Origin of the sequence: Xanthomonas phaseoli pv. dieffenbachiae, assembly GCF_008639345.1 — a bacterium.
GTDB lineage: Bacteria > Pseudomonadota > Gammaproteobacteria > Xanthomonadales > Xanthomonadaceae > Xanthomonas > Xanthomonas phaseoli.
This window is the reverse complement of the sequence record NZ_CP041380.1, coordinates 2,571,846-2,588,499: the sequence shown is the minus strand read 5'-3', so window position 1 is coordinate 2,588,499 and position 16,654 is coordinate 2,571,846. Positions and strand designations below refer to the sequence as shown.

The 16,654-nt window shown below is 64.5% G+C and carries 14 protein-coding genes; 8 read left to right on the top strand and 6 right to left on the bottom strand.

Annotation, left to right across the window (positions count from 1 at the left end; genetic code table 11):
• The first annotated feature begins 21 nt into the window (after positions 1-21).
• From FLG15_RS11805 to FLG15_RS11780, 6 genes are all read left to right on the top strand, one after another.
• Positions 22-1,641 carry a glucoamylase family protein gene (locus FLG15_RS11805; RefSeq protein WP_057678444.1) on the top strand — a complete coding sequence of 540 codons (1,620 nt, stop codon included), beginning with the start codon at positions 22-24 and terminating at the stop codon, positions 1,639-1,641.
• 3 nt (positions 1,642-1,644) lie between these two features.
• Positions 1,645-3,015 (top strand): sugar ABC transporter substrate-binding protein, encoded by a 1,371-nt coding sequence (locus tag FLG15_RS11800; protein WP_057661555.1) that lies wholly within the window; start codon positions 1,645-1,647, stop codon positions 3,013-3,015.
• The gene (locus FLG15_RS11795) at positions 3,012-3,896 is read left to right on the top strand and encodes a carbohydrate ABC transporter permease (RefSeq protein ID WP_017157814.1); all 885 of its coding nucleotides are present in this window, start codon (positions 3,012-3,014) and stop codon (positions 3,894-3,896) included. Before FLG15_RS11800 ends, FLG15_RS11795 begins: the two co-directional genes overlap by 4 nt.
• A complete protein-coding gene (locus FLG15_RS11790) occupies positions 3,893-4,729 on the top strand; it encodes a carbohydrate ABC transporter permease (RefSeq protein WP_057661559.1) in 837 nt (278 codons plus the stop codon). The genes FLG15_RS11795 and FLG15_RS11790 overlap by 4 nt, the downstream gene beginning before the upstream one ends.
• 26 nt (positions 4,730-4,755) lie before the next feature.
• The gene (locus FLG15_RS11785; protein ID WP_209227777.1) at positions 4,756-7,893 is read left to right on the top strand and encodes a discoidin domain-containing protein; all 3,138 of its coding nucleotides are present in this window, start codon (positions 4,756-4,758) and stop codon (positions 7,891-7,893) included.
• Between the two features lie 62 nt (positions 7,894-7,955).
• Complete coding sequence (locus FLG15_RS11780; protein WP_150146369.1) at positions 7,956-8,870, top strand: endonuclease/exonuclease/phosphatase family protein; 915 nt, start codon at positions 7,956-7,958, stop codon at positions 8,868-8,870.
• 249 nt (positions 8,871-9,119) lie between these two features.
• Here the strand turns inward: FLG15_RS11780 and FLG15_RS11775 are convergent, their stop codons facing one another.
• From FLG15_RS11775 to ykgO, 6 genes are all read right to left on the bottom strand, one after another.
• On the bottom strand, positions 9,120-10,340 hold the full coding sequence (locus tag FLG15_RS11775; protein WP_039571193.1) for a TraB/GumN family protein: 1,221 nt from the start codon (positions 10,338-10,340) through the stop codon (positions 9,120-9,122).
• Positions 10,333-10,875, bottom strand: coding sequence for a GNAT family N-acetyltransferase (locus FLG15_RS11770; RefSeq protein WP_057661565.1), 543 nt, complete (start codon positions 10,873-10,875; stop codon positions 10,333-10,335). Before FLG15_RS11770 ends, FLG15_RS11775 begins: the two co-directional genes overlap by 8 nt.
• A gap of 3 nt (positions 10,876-10,878) precedes the next feature.
• Entirely contained in the window at positions 10,879-11,763 is an 885-nt protein-coding gene (locus FLG15_RS11765) for a carbon-nitrogen hydrolase (RefSeq protein ID WP_057661568.1), read from the bottom strand.
• 125 nt (positions 11,764-11,888) lie between these two features.
• The gene (locus tag FLG15_RS11760) at positions 11,889-12,923 is read right to left on the bottom strand and encodes an agmatine deiminase family protein (protein ID WP_057661570.1); all 1,035 of its coding nucleotides are present in this window, start codon (positions 12,921-12,923) and stop codon (positions 11,889-11,891) included.
• Between the two features lie 235 nt (positions 12,924-13,158).
• Positions 13,159-13,500, bottom strand: coding sequence for a hypothetical protein (locus FLG15_RS11755; RefSeq protein WP_007970129.1), 342 nt, complete (start codon positions 13,498-13,500; stop codon positions 13,159-13,161).
• A gap of 244 nt (positions 13,501-13,744) precedes the next feature.
• Entirely contained in the window at positions 13,745-13,870 is a 126-nt protein-coding gene (gene ykgO / locus FLG15_RS11750; RefSeq protein ID WP_005913193.1) for a type B 50S ribosomal protein L36, read from the bottom strand.
• A 172-nt stretch (positions 13,871-14,042) separates the two neighbouring features.
• Here ykgO and cmk point away from each other — a divergent pair, with 172 nt between their 5' ends.
• Both cmk and rpsA read left to right on the top strand, forming a co-directional pair.
• On the top strand, positions 14,043-14,726 hold the full coding sequence (gene cmk, locus FLG15_RS11745; RefSeq protein WP_150146366.1) for a (d)CMP kinase: 684 nt from the start codon (positions 14,043-14,045) through the stop codon (positions 14,724-14,726).
• 182 nt (positions 14,727-14,908) lie between these two features.
• Positions 14,909-16,594: a 30S ribosomal protein S1 gene (gene rpsA, locus FLG15_RS11740; RefSeq protein WP_003489652.1), complete on the top strand. Its 1,686-nt coding sequence runs from the start codon at positions 14,909-14,911 to the stop codon at positions 16,592-16,594.
• Positions 16,595-16,654 lie beyond the last annotated feature (60 nt).

Sequence of the window (16,654 nt, the reverse complement as noted above, 5' to 3'; positions counted from 1 at the left end):
GATTACACACGTGGGGGGCGGATGGACAGGGGCAACACGTCGCGATGGTTGACGATTCCACTCTTGCTGGGCGCGCTGGTCCTGGCGTCGTGCAAGCAAGCCGAGGAACCCAAGGTGGCCCAAAAGAAGGCACCGGTGAAAGTCATCCTGGTTGAGGCGCAACTGCCGCCCAAACCGGTCAAGCCGCCGCTGCCGCCGCTGTTTTCGGACATCGAACGCCGCACGTTCCAGTTTTTCTGGGACACCACCAACGAGGTCAACGGCCTGTCGCCGGATCGGTTTCCGTCGCGCCCGTTCGCCAGCATTGCGTCGGTCGGATTTGCGCTCACTGCCTATCCGATCGGCATCGAAAACGGGTGGGTCAGCCGCAATCAGGCGATCGACCGCACCCTGACCACGCTGAAATTCTTCCGCGACGCGCCGATGGGCCCGCAGAAGACCGGCCGCGCCGGCTACAAAGGTTTCTACTACCATTTTCTGGACATGCAGCAGGGCAACCGCTACGACAGCTGGGTCGAGCTGTCGAGCGTGGACACCGCACTGCTGATGATGGGCGTGTTGTTCACCCAGTCGTATTACGACGGCGACGACCCGCGCGAGAAGGAGATCCGCCAGATCGCCGACACGCTCTACAAGCGCGTGGACTGGCGCTGGCTGCAACAGCGTGCGCCGCTGATCTCGATGGGCTGGTTCCCCGAGAGCGGCTTCATCAACCACGACTGGATGGGCTACAACGAGGCGATGATGCTGTACATCCTCGCGCTGGGCTCGCCGACGCATGGCGTGGACCCGGACGCCTGGACCAGCTGGACCCGCACCTACAACAACGACTGGGGCGTCTACCAGGGCCAGGAATACCTGTCGTTCGGCCCGCTGTTCGGCCACCAATACAGCCATGTCTGGATCGACTTTCGCGATATCCAGGACCAGTACATGCGCGAACGCGGCATCGACTACTTCCTCAACAGCCGCCGCGCCACCCTGGCGCAGCGCGACTACGCCATCGACAACCCGATGAAGTGGAAGGACTACGGCGAGAACGTCTGGGGCCTTACCGCCAGCGATGGTCCGCAGAACACCAGCCAGGAATACCGCGGCGAGCAGCGCCAGTTCCGCCATTACTCTTCGCGCGGCGCCGGTCTGCGCGAGAATTTCGACGACGGCACCATCGCCCCGACTGCGGCGATCTCCTCGATCGTGTTCGCCCCGGAAGTGGTGATTCCTGCCACCCAGGAGATGCACAAGCGCTATGGCGACTTCCTGTATTCGAGCTATGGGTTCCTGGATTCGTTCAACCCCAGTTTCAACTACGACATCCCGATCAAGACCGGGCGCATGGTGCCGGACCGTGGCTGGGTGGCCAGCGACTACATCGCCATCGACCAGGGCCCGATCCTGACGATGATCGCCAACTACCAAGACGAATTCGTCTGGAACGTGATGAAGAAGAACCCCTACATCCGTGCCGGCCTGGAACGCGCCGGCTTCACCGGCGGCTGGCTCACCCCGGAGGGCGAGCCGCAGCCGGCGCCGCAGAAGGACGAGCAGAAGGCCGCTGCGCGCGCGCTGGGCATGGCCGAATCGCGTGCCGCCGCCGCCCAGGCCCAGCAAGACCCCTCGCAACGCCAAAAACCCGAGTAATCCGTGCGCCTTTTGAAACTGTTGATGTTGGCCCTCGCCCTGTGTGCAGGTGCGACGGGATGCGAACGCTCCGATCCGGGCAAGACCACGGTGCGCTTCTGGGCGATGGGCAAGGAGGCCGAAGTGGTCGCCGAGCTGGTGGCCGATTTCGAAAAGCAGAACCCCACCATCCATGTGGATGTGCAGAACATCCCGATGACCGCGGCGCACGAAAAACTGCTGACCGCCTTTGCCGCCGACGGCCTGCCGGACGTGTGCCAGCTCGGCAACACCTGGCTGCCGGAATTCGCGCTGCTGGACACGCTTGAGCCGATGCAGCCGTACGTGGCGCGCTCCAAGATCGTCGAGCCCGCCGATTATTTCCCCGGAGTGTGGGATACCAATCTGGTCGACGGCACGCTGTACGGCGTGCCGTGGTACGTGGACACGCGCCTGCTGTTCTACCGCAAGGACTTGCTGCGCGAGGCCGGCTATAACCAGATGCCCAAGACCTGGGCCGAGATGGAACAGGTGATGGCCGCAATCAAGCGCAAGGTCGGCCCCGACCGCTACGCCATCCTGATGCCGCTCAACGAATTCGAGCAGCAACTGTCGTTCGCGCTGCAGCAGGACGACCGCCTGCTGCGCGACCATGACAACTACGGCAATTTCCGTGGCGCCGGTTTCCGCAAGGCGCTGGGCTTCTACGACAACATGTACCAGCAGGGCTGGGCGCCCAAGGTCTCCGAGACCCAGGTCTCCAATGTCTGGTACGAGTTCTTCAACGGCTACTACGCGTTCTATCTGTCCGGGCCGTGGAACGTGCGCGAATTCAAGCTGCGCCAGCCGCCGGGCATGGAAGGCAAGTGGGGCACCGCGCCGTTGCCGGGGCCTAATGGCTTGGGTGCCGGGATTGCCGGCGGTTCCAGCCTGGTGATCTTCAAGTCCTCGCAACACAAGGACGCCAGCTGGAAGCTGATCGAATACCTGTCCCAGCCCACGGTACAGGCACGTTTCCACGCCATCATCGGCGACCTGCCGCCGCGTCGCAGCACCTGGAAGCTGCCCTCGCTGGCCAACGACGAGCTGGCGCATGCCTTCGGCGACCAGCTGGAGCGTGTCAAGGCCACGCCCAAGGTGTTGGAGTGGGAGCGCATCGTGCAGGAAATGCGCCTGGTCACCGAGCGCGTGGTGCGTGGCGGGCAATCGCACGAAGCCGCCGTGCAGGAACTGGATCAACGCGTGGACGAAATCTTGGCCAAGCGCCGCTGGATCTTCGAGCAGGAGGGCGGGCATGTCGGCCCGGCCGGTGACACGGCTCGGCCGGCAGTGCAGCCAGCGGCTGCAGACACCACTGCGCCAGCCGCCGCAGCGGACCAGGGAGCCGCACGATGATCAAGCGTAATTCCGTTGCCGGCTGGGTCTTCGCCGCGCCGTCGATCATGGTGCTGGGCATGTTCTTCGGCGTGCCGGTGTTCGCCGCGCTGGTGCTCAGCGTGACCGACTTCGACCTGTACGCATTGGCCGACAGCAGCCATCTGCGCTTCGTCGGCCTGGGCAATTACATCGACCTGCTGCAGACGCCGCTGTTCTGGAAGTCGTTGTGGAACACCACGTACTTCGTGCTGCTGGGCGTGCCGATGTCGATCGGCGTGTCGCTGGGCGCGGCCCTGCTGCTCAACGCCAAGGCCTCGCGCTTCAAGGCGCTGTTCCGCACCGCCTTGTTCGCGCCGGTGGTGACCACGCTGGTGGCGGTGGCGGTGATCTGGCGTTACCTGTTCCATATCAAATATGGCCTGGTCAACTTCGGGCTGAGCCATCTGGGCATCGCCCCGATCGACTGGCTGGGCGACCCGCGCTGGGCGATGCCCACCATCATGCTGTTCGCGGTGTGGAAGAACTTCGGCTACAACATGGTGATCTTCCTGGCCGGGCTGCAGGCGATCCCGCAAGACCTGTACGAGGCCGCGCGCATCGACGGCGCGTCGCGCTGGAAGCAGTTCCTGCACATCACCTTGCCGATGCTGGGCCCGGTCCTGATGGTGGTCGGGGTGATCACCATTTCCGGCTACTTCCAGCTGTTCGCCGAACCCTATGTGATGACCCGCGGCGACCCGCTGCAAAGCACCGTCAGCGTGCTGTATTTCATGTTCGAAGAAGGCTTCAAGTGGTGGAACCTCGGCCGCGCGTCGGCGGTGGCGTTCCTGTTGTTCCTGATCATCCTGGCGGTGACCACCGTCATGCTGCGCTTTGGCCGCAAGAAGGACCTGATATGAGTCGTGATGTCGGCGAGTCGCGCTGGAATGCCGTGCTGATCAACGGCGGCCTGCTGGTGCTGGCGCTGATCAGCCTGGCACCGCTGCTGTGGATGCTGTCGGTGTCGTTCATGCCCACGGGCGAGGCCAGCCGGTTTCCGCCACCGATGCTGCCCTCGGCGTTTACCGCGGCCAACTACCACGAGCTGTTCGCGCGCACCGGCATGGCGCGCAACTTCGCCAACAGCTTGCTGGTGTCCGGGCTGATCACGCTCGGCTCGCTGCTGGTCAACACCATGGCCGGCTATGCGTTCGCCAAGCTGCAGTTCGTCGGGCGCGAGCGCATCTTCAAGATCCTGATGGCGGCGCTGGTGATCCCGGCGCAGGTGGCGATGCTGCCGCTGTTCCTGCTGATGAAGCAGCTGCACCTGGTCAACAACATCGGCGGGGTGGTGGTGCCGGCGTTGGCCACGGTGTTCGGCATCTTCCTGGTGCGTCAGTACGCGCGCAGCATTCCGGATGAATTGATCGAGGCCGCGCGCATCGACGGTGCCAGCGAGATGCGCATCTTCTTCCAGATCGTGTTGCCGATGCTCAAGCCGGTGCTGGTCACCTTGACCATCTTCACGTTCATGGGCTCGTGGAACGATTTCATGTGGCCATTGATCGTGCTGACCGACCAGGAGCAATACACCTTGCCGGTGGCACTGGCGGCGCTGTCGCGCGAGCACATCATGGACGTGGAGCTGATGATGACCGGTGCGGTGGTGACGGTGATTCCGGTGCTGCTATTGTTCCTGGCGCTGCAGCGTTACTACATCCAAGGGCTTCTGCTGGGGAGTGTGAAGGGGTGAAACCAGTGTTCCTGCGACTGTGTGCCATGGCCGCTTTCGTCACGTCTGCGGGCACAGCGCAGGCGCAGGAGCGCGTGCTCGACGGCTTCAACGACATCGGTGCCTGGCGCCTGGTGGTGTCAAACCAGGTGAGCGGTTCGCTGCGCCCGGTGGCCACCAGCTCCGGTGGGCACGCCTTGTGTCTGGATTACAACTTCAACGGCGTCTCCGGCTATGTCGGCATCCGCCGCAATTTGCCGATTACCTATCCGGACAATTACCGGATGTCGTTCGCGGTGCGTGGCGAGTCGCCCTCCAACGACCTGCAGCTCAAGCTGATCGACGCCAGCGGCGACAACGTGTGGTGGGTCAACCGGCCGGGCTTCAACTTCCCGAAGAACTGGACCACGTTCAACTACCGCAAGCGCAACATCGAGAAGGCCTGGGGTCCGGGTGCGGACAAGCAGTTGCGCACCAGTGCGGACGTGGAGTTCACCATCTACAACAAGGTCGGTGGCCAGGGCACGGTGTGCTTCGACCGCCTGGCGCTGACGCCGCTGCCACCCGAAGACACCTCGCCGCTGCAGGCCAAGGCCATCACCGACACCGCGCCTGCGTTGGAACAGCGCCTGGCCGATGGCAAGCCGGACACGTTCTGGCTCAGCGGCGCGGTCAAACAGCAGACGGTCACGCTGGATCTGGGCAAGGTGCGCGAATTCGGCGGCGCCGTGGTGCAGTGGGTGCCGGGTCTGCAAGCTTCGCAATATGTGGTGCGTTCCTCCAGCGACGGACGGAGCTGGCGCGACCTGCGCACGGTCACCGCCGGCGCGGGCGGCACCGATTGGCTGGCGCTTCCCGATACCGAGGCGCGCTACCTGCGTTTCGATCTCAAGGACGGCCCCAACTGGCGCTACGGCATCAAGGAAGTGCAGTTGCAGCCGCTGGCATTTGCCGCAACGCCCAACGACTTCATCAAGTCGCTGGCGGCGCAGCTGCCGCGCGGCAGTTATCCGCGCGGTTTTTCCGGGGAACAGCCGTACTGGACCATTCTCGGTCTGGACGGCGGCACCGAACAGGGCCTGATCGGCGAAGACGGTGCGGTAGAAGTCGGCAAGGGCGGTTTCAGCATCGAGCCGTTCGTGGTTACCGGCGGCAAGGTGTTGCACTGGTCCGATGTCAGCAGCGAGCAAAGCCTGCAGGACGATTACCTGCCGATTCCCAGCGTCGATTGGCACCACGACCTGATGAACCTGCGCGTCACCGCCTTTGTGCAGGGCACCCCCGATCAGGCGCAACTGGTCGCGCGTTACCAACTGCACAACACCGGCAAGGACGCGCGCGAGTTCACCCTGGCGTTGGCAGTACGGCCATTCCAGGTCAACCCGCCGGCGCAGTTTCTCAATACCCTGGGGGGCGTCAGCCGCATCGAGCAACTCGCAGTGAATGGCGGCCAGGTCAGTGTCAACGGCAAGCCGCGGGTGTTCGCGGCACAGCGGCCGGATGCCGGCTTTGCGAGCGCCTTCGACAGCGGCATGGACGTCAGCCATCTCACCGCGGCCACGTCCCCAACGGTGACCCAGGTCAAGGACGAAACCGGCCTGGCCTCGGGTGTACTGCTGTATCGCTGGAAGTTGGAGCCCGGCCAACGCCGTGAAGTGGCCCTGGTCATTCCGCAAACCGGCGCCGCGCAGCTGCCGGCCAACTTCGATGCGGACAAGGCGCAGCAGCAGGTGGCGCAGCAATGGCGCAGCAAGCTCGATCGCGTGCGCATCAGCGTGCCGGCCGAAGGCAAGCCGGTGGTCGATACCTTGCGCACGGCGCTGGCGCACATGCTGATCTCGCGTATCGGCCCGCGCCTGCAGCCGGGTACGCGCTCTTACTCGCGCAGCTGGATCCGCGACGGCGCGATGATTTCCGAAGGGCTGTTGCGGCTGGGTCGCGAAGATGTGGTGCGCGACTATGTGGACTGGTTTGCGCCGTATCAGTTCGCCGACGGCATGGTGCCGTGCTGCGTGGACGACCGTGGCAGCGACCCGGTGCCGGAAAACGACAGCCACGGTGAGCTGATCTACAACATCGCCGAGTACTACCGTTATACCGGCGACAAGGCCTTCCTGGAAAAGATGTGGCCGCATGTCAGCGGCGCCTACGACTACATGGAAACGCTGCGCGCCAGCGAGCGCACCGAAGAAAACTTCATGCGCAACCCGGCCTTCTACGGAATGATGCCGGTGTCGATCAGCCATGAGGGCTATTCGGCCAAGCCGGTGCATTCGTACTGGGACAACTTCTGGGCACTGCGCGGCTACAAGGACGCGGCGATGCTGGCCGGGGTGCTGGACAAACCGGAGGAGGCGGCACGCTTCAGCGCCGCGCGCGATGAATTCAGCGGCGATCTGGTCGCATCGTTGGGCGCGGCCGTGCGTCAGCACAACCTGGATTTCCTGCCGGGCTCCGCAGAACTGGGCGACTTCGATGCGACCTCGACCACCATTGCGTTGACGCCAGGCGGCGAGCAGCAGCGTCTGCCGCAGGATCTGCTGACCAAGACCTTCGAGCGTTACTGGAAGGAATTCTCCGACCGCCGCGACGGCAAGCGCGAATGGAAGGATTACACGCCGTACGAGTGGCGCAACGTGGCCGCGTTCGTGCGTCTGGGCTGGCGCGACCGCGCCTGGGATGCGACTGCGTTCTTCTTCAAGGACCGCGCGCCACAACCGTGGAACCAATGGGCCGAAGTGGTCTCGCGCACGCCGCGCACACCGTTCTTCGTCGGCGACCTGCCGCATGCCTGGGTCGCCTCGGACTTCGTACGCTCGGTGCTGGACATGTTCGCCTACGGTCGCGAATCCGATGCCAGCCTGGTCATCGCGGCCGGCACGCCGACGCGCTGGTTCGAAGGCAAGGGAATCGGCATTGCCGAACTGCGCACACCGTACGGGCGCCTGAGTTACACCTTGCAGCGCACCGACAAGCAACTGGTGCTGCAACTGCAGCCAGGGCTGATCCTGCCGCCGGGCGGCGTGGTGCTGCCGTGGCCGTATCAGGGAACCCCCGGCAAGGCGACCATCAACGGCGAATCGGCCGAGTGGCAGAACGGCGAACTGCGCATCCAGCAACTGCCGGCCAATGTGCAGATCGATGTGCCCAGCGCGGTGCGGCGGGCCGAGCGCGCCACGCAATGAGGCAGGCGTGGCAGCCGTCGCGGGCAGCGCCAGTACGGCGACATGCCGGATGGCCGGTCGCGGTGCTCGTGCTGCTGCTGTGCTCGACTGGCGCGCAGGCCGGGCGAATAGCTCAGGGCGTCAATCCTGCGCAAGCCATGCAACGCGGCAAGACCGATCGGTCACTGCCAGCTGTCGGGCAGTCACCGAGTGCGGCGCCGCGTGAAATGAGCCTGGTCACGCTCAACCTGCATCACGATCGCGAAGACTGGCCGGCACGACGCGCTTATATCGCCAGGCAGCTCAAGCAACTGGCGCCAGATGTGATTGCGTTGCAGGAAGTGATCGAGCGCCGCGGCAGCGTGGAAAATCAGGCTGCCTGGCTGGCGCGCAAGCTCGGCTACGACTACACCTTCGCCTCGGTCGATCCGGTCGACGCGCCCAAGCGCTACGGCAACGCGTTGCTGAGTCACCGCAAGGTGCTGGCCACGCACCAGCGCCTGCTGCAGCCGCTGGACGACTACCGTGTCGCCGCGCATTTGCAGATCGATGTCGACGGCCAGCCGGTCAACGTCTACGTCACCCATCTCAATGAACGCGCCGACCCACGCGGTACCGGCATCCGCACGCGCCAGGTAGCCGATCTACTGGACTTCATCGCCTCCAACAGCGCGCAGGCGCCGGTGGTGATCGCCGGCGATTTCAACACCGCCGCCGACACGCTCGATCTGCAAGCGCTACGCAATGGCTACGGCGACAGCTATGGCAGCGTGCATCGCAATAGCGATGCCACGGTCAGCACCTTGAACATGCACGTCTTCGACAGGCCTGCGCGTATCGACCATGTGTTTTTCCAGCAGAACCGCCTGCTGGCCCGCGAAGCCCGCATCCTATTCGAGGCGCCTTATGCCGAAGGCCGCTGGGCATCGGATCACTATGGGGTGTGGGTACGCCTGCAGCTCGCGCCGGAGCGTCCGGCAATCAACCGCATGCCCTAGGAGCGCACCCGGGCGCGACGGGGATTGACCGGGAAAGCCTCATCGCGCCCAGGTGCGCTCCTACCAAGAAGCGTCGGCGCGCCCGTGCGTTTCCGCACGGCGTCTGTGCACACCTGCAGCTCGCGCCGGAGCATCCACCAACCCACCGTATGTCGTAGGAGCGCACCCGGGCGCGACGGGGATTGACCGGTAAAGCCTCATCGCGCCCAGGTGCGCTCCTGCGAACGGTCTGGACCAAGCGGCTTAAGCTCACCCATGCAGACGGTTGAAGATCTGCACCCCGGCCAGCCATACACCGGCCATGCTGCCGAAATTGGTCAACAGGAATGTCAGCACCACCCGCGAGACGCGGTTGCGATACCAGCCGCGCAGCGTCTGCGCATCGTCGCGCAGCGACAGAAAATCGCCGTAGGCCGGCTTGCGCATATGCACTTCGACCAACGCCGCGAATGCACCTGTCGGCACGCTCAGGCGGAATGGTTTGAACGGCGCGACGACCGCGGCGGTGAGAATGCTCAACGGGTGGCTACCGGCCAGCAAACAGCCGAGCGCGGCCATGCCGCCGGTATACATGGCCCACTGCAGCAACAGGTCCGCGCCCATGCTCAGGCCGCCACGCCAGAACCCGATGCCGATGCCGGTGATGATGATCGCCAGGATGCCCAGCGTGATCCATGGAATGCGCTTGCGCTGCTGCACGTATTCCAGCGATTCGCGCAGCGGGCCGGGTGCTGCGGTGTCCTGTTCCAGATGGCGCGCAAGCCCGGCCAGATGCCCGGCGCCGACGACCGCCAAGATCTCGCGCTGATCCGCGCCGACTTCTTCGCGCAGGCGCGTGGCCATGTATTGATCGCGCTCGGCAATGACGGTCTCGTATAGTTCCGGGCTTTCGCTGGCGAAATCGCCGAAGCTTGCCTCCAGCATGTCGCCTTGCTTGAGCTTTTCGATTTCCTCTTCGCCGACCTCATCGGCAGCGAACAGGCCGCCGAGCAATCCGCCGGCCAGTTTCATCTTGCCGAAGAAGCCCAGGCGCCCGGACGCACGTTTGAAGGTCAGGCCAACCTCGCGATCGATCAGATGCACCGGCAAGCCCTGCGCGCGTGCCAGGTTCACCGCCTCTTTCAGTTCTGCACCCGGCTCGATGCCCAGTTGCTTGGCCAGGCGGCGTTGGTACGCGGCAAGTGCCAAATTCGCCGCGAACAAGGCCACGCGTCCTTTGCGGATCACCTGTACCAGGTCCAGGCGGGCGAGGGCATCCGGGTCGCTGAGCGCCTGCAGGCGCTGCGCATCCAGTTCCACCGCCACTGCGTCGTAACGCCCGCTGCCGATCGCCCGTTGCACGGCGGCAACGCTGGCCAGCGACACATGCGCGGTGCCGAGCAGGGTATAGCGCACGCCGTCGCGTTCGACGATGCGATGCGGCTGGCCGGACAGCGCATCGTCCAGAACGTGGGGGGGCTGCTCAGTCATGTGGCTTTTTTTCATCAGAAGGAGGGGCGGTGTCGCCGGAGCCGAGCGCGCGTTGCATCTGCACGCCGTCCAACCAACGACCGCGTTTGCGGCCGATTCCGTTAAAGACTCCGACCGTGCGAAATCCAAAACGTTCATGCAAGCGGCGCGAGGCCAGATTCTCGGCATCGCCAATCACCGCGATCATCTGCCGGAAGCCGCGCTGCTCGCACACCGCGATCAGCTCGCCCAGCAGCGCTTTGCCGATGCCGCGACGCTGCATCGCGGCGGCCAGGTAGATCGAGTTCTCCACCGTCCAGCGATATCCCGCACGCGCGCGAAATGCACTGGCATAGGCATAGCCCGCGACCACGCCATCGAGCTCTGCCACCAAATAGGGGTAGCCCGCATCCACGATCGCGCTCACCCGCGCGCGCATCTCATCGAGCGATGGCGCGTTGTATTCGTAGGTGTTGACCCCGGCGATCTGCTCCGCATAAATCGCGGTGATCGCCGGAATGTCCGCATCGCGGACTGCACGCAGCTCCAATGGCATGCGTCAGTCGATGTAGCGCTTGAGCAGATCGCCGTACGCATCGATGCGGCGGTCGCGCAGGAACGGCCAAATGCGGCGCACGTGTTCGCTGCGCTGCAGGTCGACATCGCAGATCAGCACGGTCGGGTCCTGGCCGGCTTCGGCAATGAACTCGCCCTGCGGCCCCAGCACATGGCTGTTGCCCCAGAACTGGATGCCCGATGCGCCCAGCGGGGAGGGCTCATGGCCGACGCGGTTGCACGACAGCACCGGCACGCCGTTGGCGACCGCATGGCCGCGATGGCTGAGGATCCAGGCATCGCGCTGGCGCTCCTGCTCGGCCTGTTGGTCCTCCGGATCCCAACCGATCGCCGTGGGGTAGAGCAGCAGTTCCGCACCGGCCAGCGCCATCAGGCGCGCCGCTTCCGGATACCACTGGTCCCAGCACACCAGCACGCCCAGGCGGCCCACCGAGGTATCGATCGGCGTAAAGCCCAGGTCGCCCGGAGTGAAATAGAACTTCTCGTAGAAGCCCGGATCGTCGGGGATGTGCATCTTGCGGTACTTGCCGAGCAGCCGGCCGTCCTTTTCGAACACCACCGCAGTGTTGTGATACAGGCCGGCCGCGCGACGTTCGAACAGCGAGGCGACCAGCACCACGCCGTGCTCCTTGGCCAGCGCGCTCAGGCGCTCGGTGCTGGGACCGGGAATCGGCTCGGCCAGGTTGAACTCGTTCACCGACTCGTGCTGGCAGAAATACGCACCGTTGTGCAGTTCCTGCAGCAGCACCAGCTTTGCGCCCTGCGCGGCGGCTTCGGCCACGCGCGATGCGATGACGGCCAGGTTGGCCTCGGCGTCGCCGTGGTTGCGCTCCTGGATCAGCGCGACGGGAAGGAGATGACGGGTCATGGCAGCATCCAACGTAAGTGGCGCACTAAGGTAGCGCGCCATGGCGTAACACCGGCCTGCCGGCCGGAACAGGAAGCCACGCGCGGTCGGTGCGGCCGCGACGCAGGCGAGGTTCGCAACTGCGATTAGGCCGCGAGCAGGCCGGCCGGCAATTGCATGGTCAGGCAATGCAGGCTGCCGTTCTGCCAGATCAGCGCACGACACGGCACCGGCACGATCTCGTGCTGCGGAAACGCCTGCGCCAGCACTGCCTGCGCGGTTGCGTCGGCGGCATCGCCATAGGCCGGCATCAACACCGCGCCGTTGACGATCAGGAAATTGGCATACGACGCAGCCAACCGGCGGCCTTCGTCGAGAATGGGCTGTGCCCACGGCAGCACAAACAGCCGATACGGTTGCCCGTCGGCAGTGCGTAGCGCGGCCAGTTCGGCGCCCATCGCCTGCAGCTCGGTGTAATGCGAATCGCTGGCCACATCGCAGCCCTGATAGACGATCGCATCCGGACCGGCAAAGCGCGCCAGCGTATCGATATGCGCGTCGGTGTCGTCGCCTTCCAGGTAGCCATGATCCAGCCACAGCACGCGCTCCTGCGCCAGCCAGGCGGCCAGATCGCTGCTGAGCGATTCGCGCGTGTGCTGCGGGTGGCGCTCATGCAGGCACTTCCAGGTGGTCAGCAGGGTGCCGGCACCATCGGTCTCGATTGCGCCGCCTTCCAGGGCGAAGTCGACCGTCGCCACCTGCGCCGGCACGAACACCTGCGCGGCATCCAGCGAGCTCACCAGCTGATCGTCCAGGCTGGCTTCGAACTTGCCGCCCCAACCGGTGAAACGGAAATCCATCAACCGGAAGCCGGCGTCCTGGCGCAGCGTGATCGGGCCCGAATCGCGCAGCCAGGTGTCGTTGTAGGCGGCGATCACGAAACGCACCCGCGTCATGTCCACCCGCGCCGAGCGCAGCCGCGCCTCGGCATAGATCTGCAGGTCGTCGTCGGCCACGCAGACGACCACCGGTTCGAAGCGGGAGATCGCCGTGACCAGCGCAATGTAGGTTTCCTCTACATCGGCCAGGCGCTCGGCCCAATCGGTACCGGCGTGCGGCCACGCGAGCAACACAGCGGATTGGGGTTCCCACTCGGCGGGAAAGCGAAGACGGTCGATCATGCCAGGCAAATACTCATCTTGGTGTGCGGGCCATCGCCCACACGTTCATCGATATCCCGCACGTCGCTGCGGGCTCTTGCGATCCGGGCGCCGCTCGCCGCGCCCGGCTTTGTGGCAGCATTGCAGCAACGCATGTCCGGATGCTGACGGACCCGGTCCAGCTTGCGATGCGAATCGTGACGGCCGGCGTGCGAATAACAGATGCCAACACCTCCGGCCGAGCCGTCGCCGTGTCTCAGCGGATCGGCGGCTTGGGCCCGATCTCGTTGGCATCGGCCTTGTTGGCGACCACGTCGATCACCTTGCTCTTTTCGAAGTACACGGTGAAGGCCGGATACACCCAACGATGGATGGTCGGCCACTGGCGCTTCTGGCCGCCGCGCGGGTCGAGCTTTTCCTGCGGCGCGCCGTAGCGGCCTTCGACCTGGCTCATGCTCTCCCCGCGCAAGGGCAGGGCAGCGGCAGGCTTCTGCTGTGCGCGGTCGACCAGCAGCGTATCGGCCGAAGCGACGGCACTGATCCCCATCAGCGCGATTGTCAGCACGACCGGCGGCATCACAAACAAACGGTTACGCATGTCATCTACTCCCCAGTGGACAAGATTTCAGGTGGTGATTACAGCAAAAAACGACGACAGGCGCTGTTGCGACACGGCTGACCTGGCGGGGCCGCGATTGCCCGGGCGCCCCGGCCCAGTCACGACAATGTCCTGCCAGGGTCGGCCGGCGGCAGAGACGTAGGGCAACCAGTGCTGTGAAGCAGCGGCCAAGAAAAAACCGCCCGGAGGCGGCTTTCTCGGGTCTTGCGCACGCCGCAGAGGCTTAGCGCTGACGCGCCTTGAAACGCGGGTTCGACTTGCAGATCACGAAGACCTTACCGCGGCGGCGGACCACCTTGCAGTCGCGGTGACGGGTCTTCGCAGACTTCAGGGAGGACAGGACTTTCATGGCACACCTCGGCGTAAACGGTTGGATTCGATGGAAGAGTGCCCGCAATCGAGGGTGCACCCGGAATGAAGCCGGCGATTCTAACCGGCTTTTCGTCGTGCTTTCAAGTGGTTGCGGCGCAATCGCTGCAAGCGGCGCTACACTACCGGCTGATGACCTTCCGGACACCTGAATGACCGACCTGTCGCCCGTTCTCACCATCGATGGCCCCTCCGGCGCCGGCAAGGGCACCGTGAGCCGGATCGTGGCTGCCCGGCTGGGCTGGCACTACCTCGATTCGGGCGCACTGTATCGCGCTGTCGGGGTTGCTGCGAGCTGGGCCGACCTGGATGTCTCCGATCCGGCAGCGCTGGTGCGCTGCACCTTCGACACCAGGGTGGAATTCGACGATGCGGGCGAGGCAGGACTGCGCGTGCTGGTCAATGGCGCGGATGCGACCAGCGAGTTGCGGCTGGAAACGACCGGTGCGCTGGCCTCGGCCATTGCGGCCATTCCCGAGGTGCGCAGCGCCCTGAAGGAGCGCCAGCGCGCATTCAGGCGCGCGCCCGGGCTGGTTGCCGACGGGCGCGACATGGGCACGGTGATCTTTCCCGATGCTGCCTACAAGGTGTTTCTGACCGCCAGTGCCGAAGAACGTGCGGGCCGTCGCCATAAACAGTTGATGGAAAAGGGTGTTTCGGTTATCTTTGACGACCTGCTGCGCGAGATCATGGTCCGTGATGCCCGTGATGCGCAGCGGGTGGTGGCGCCATTGCGGCCGGCCGAAGACGCCGTGCTGATCGATACCAGTGGAATGGGAATCGAGGATGTCGTCCAGCGTGTGGTCGGGTTGCTCGCAGACCGCGCGCCGTCGTAAGCGTTTCGCAAGCGGGTTTGTCCCGCCGACCGTAAGGCGTTCCAAAGCTCCGTCGCGCATCCTGCGTGGCAGTTCTATGACTTCTAACCGACTCGCTGTATGGAGTCGACCAACAGGCTGGGCGGTTCGCATCTGTCGCACTCCGACGATCGGCGCCCGTGTGTTCAACTGAGTAAATTCAAATGACAGAATCTTTTGCAGAACTGTTCGAAGCCAGCCAAGCCAATCTGGCGAAGCTGAAGCCGGGCTCCATCGTCACCGGTACCGTCGTGGAAGTTCGCGGCGACGTGGTGGTGATCAACGCTGGCCTGAAGTCCGAAGGCATCGTGCCGATCGAGCAGTTCCGTAACGACGCTGGCGAGATCGATGTCGGCGTAGGCGACCAGGTCAAGGTCGCCCTCGATTCCATCGAGAACGGCTTCGGCGAAACCGTGTTGTCGCGCGAGAAGGCCAAGCGCGCGATGGTGTGGGACGAGCTGGAAGAAGCGTTGGAAAAGAACGAAACCATCACCGGCCGCATCAGCGGCAAGGTCAAGGGTGGTTTCACCGTGGACATCAAGGATGTCCGCGCGTTCCTGCCTGGTTCGCTGGTGGATGTGCGCCCGGTGCGCGACCCGGCCTACCTGGAAGGCAAGGAACTTGAGTTCAAGCTGATCAAGCTGGACCGCAAGCGCAACAACGTCGTTGTTTCGCGTCGTGCAGTGGTCGAGAGCGAGCACTCGGAAGAGCGCGAGCAGCTGATGGACAAGCTGCAGGAAGGCGCGATCCTGAAGGGTGTCGTCAAGAACCTGACCGACTACGGCGCGTTCGTGGACCTGGGCGGTATCGACGGCCTGCTGCACATCACCGACATGGCCTGGAAGCGCGTTCGCCATCCGTCCGAAGTCGTCAACGTCGGCGACGAGCTGGACGTGCGCGTGCTGAAGTTCGATCGCGAGCGTAACCGCGTCAGCCTCGGCCTGAAGCAGCTGGGCGAAGATCCGTGGGACAACATTGCCCGTCGTTACCCGGCCAACAGCCGCGTGTTCGGCAAGGTCTCCAACGTCACCGATTACGGCGCATTCGTCGAGATCGAGCCGGGCGTCGAAGGTCTGGTGCACGTCTCCGAAATGGATTGGACCAACAAGAACGTCAACCCGTCCAAGGTTGTGCAGGTCGGTGACGAAGTCGAAGTAATGGTCCTGGACGTGGACGAGGAGCGTCGCCGCATCTCGCTGGGCATGAAGCAGGTTGCCGCCAATCCGTGGGAAACCTTCGCTGCGACCCACAAGAAGAACGACAAGGTGTCCGGTCAGATCAAGTCGATCACCGACTTCGGCATCTTCATCGGTCTGGACGGCGGCATCGACGGTCTGGTCCACCTGTCCGACATCAGCTGGAACACCACCGGCGAAGATGTCGTGCGCAACTACAAGAAGGGCGACACGCTGGAAGCCGTCGTGCTGGCAGTGGACCCGGAGCGCGAGCGCATCAGCCTGGGCGTCAAGCAGCTGGAGCAGGACCCGTTCGGTCAGTACATGGCGTCCAACCCGAAGGGTTCGAAGGTCGAAGGCGTGGTGCGTGAAGTGGATGCCAAGGGCGCCACGATCGACTTGGCCGACGGCATCGAAGGCTACGTCGCTGCACGCGACATCGCCAACGAGCGCGTCGACGACGCCACCCAGCACCTGAAGGTCGGCGACAAGATCGAAGCCAAGTTCGTGGGCATGGACCGCAAGGGCCGCACCCTGCAGCTGTCGATCAAGGCCAAGGACGATGCCGAAATGCGCGAAACGTTGGAGGACTACCAGTCCGCCTCCGCGTCGGGCGGCATGACTCAGCTGGGCGCGCTGCTGCGTGCGCAGTTGAACAACAACAAGTCCGAGTAAGCGCGTAGCGCTCGCAAGAGCGTAACGGATCGGCCCGGGCTTGCCCGGGCCGATTCCGAT

What these genes read in the sequence shown, in the direction of transcription:
- FLG15_RS11755 (WP_007970129.1), bottom strand. Translation starts at nt 13,500, where the DNA reads ATGCGTAACCGTTTGTTTGTGATGCCGCCGGTCGTGCTGACAATCGCG.
- FLG15_RS11760 (WP_057661570.1), bottom strand. Translation starts at nt 12,923, where the DNA reads ATGATCGACCGTCTTCGCTTTCCCGCCGAGTGGGAACCCCAATCCGCT.
- FLG15_RS11770 (WP_057661565.1), bottom strand. Translation starts at nt 10,875, where the DNA reads ATGCCATTGGAGCTGCGTGCAGTCCGCGATGCGGACATTCCGGCGATC.
- FLG15_RS11775 (WP_039571193.1), bottom strand. Translation starts at nt 10,340, where the DNA reads ATGACTGAGCAGCCCCCCCACGTTCTGGACGATGCGCTGTCCGGCCAG.
- cmk (WP_150146366.1), top strand. Translation starts at nt 14,043, where the DNA reads ATGACCGACCTGTCGCCCGTTCTCACCATCGATGGCCCCTCCGGCGCC.
- FLG15_RS11765 (WP_057661568.1), bottom strand. Translation starts at nt 11,763, where the DNA reads ATGACCCGTCATCTCCTTCCCGTCGCGCTGATCCAGGAGCGCAACCAC.
- FLG15_RS11795 (WP_017157814.1), top strand. Translation starts at nt 3,012, where the DNA reads ATGATCAAGCGTAATTCCGTTGCCGGCTGGGTCTTCGCCGCGCCGTCG.
- FLG15_RS11785 (WP_209227777.1), top strand. Translation starts at nt 4,756, where the DNA reads ATGGCCGCTTTCGTCACGTCTGCGGGCACAGCGCAGGCGCAGGAGCGC.
- ykgO (WP_005913193.1), bottom strand. Translation starts at nt 13,870, where the DNA reads ATGAAAGTCCTGTCCTCCCTGAAGTCTGCGAAGACCCGTCACCGCGAC.
- FLG15_RS11790 (WP_057661559.1), top strand. Translation starts at nt 3,893, where the DNA reads ATGAGTCGTGATGTCGGCGAGTCGCGCTGGAATGCCGTGCTGATCAAC.
- FLG15_RS11805 (WP_057678444.1), top strand. Translation starts at nt 22, where the DNA reads ATGGACAGGGGCAACACGTCGCGATGGTTGACGATTCCACTCTTGCTG.
- rpsA (WP_003489652.1), top strand. Translation starts at nt 14,909, where the DNA reads ATGACAGAATCTTTTGCAGAACTGTTCGAAGCCAGCCAAGCCAATCTG.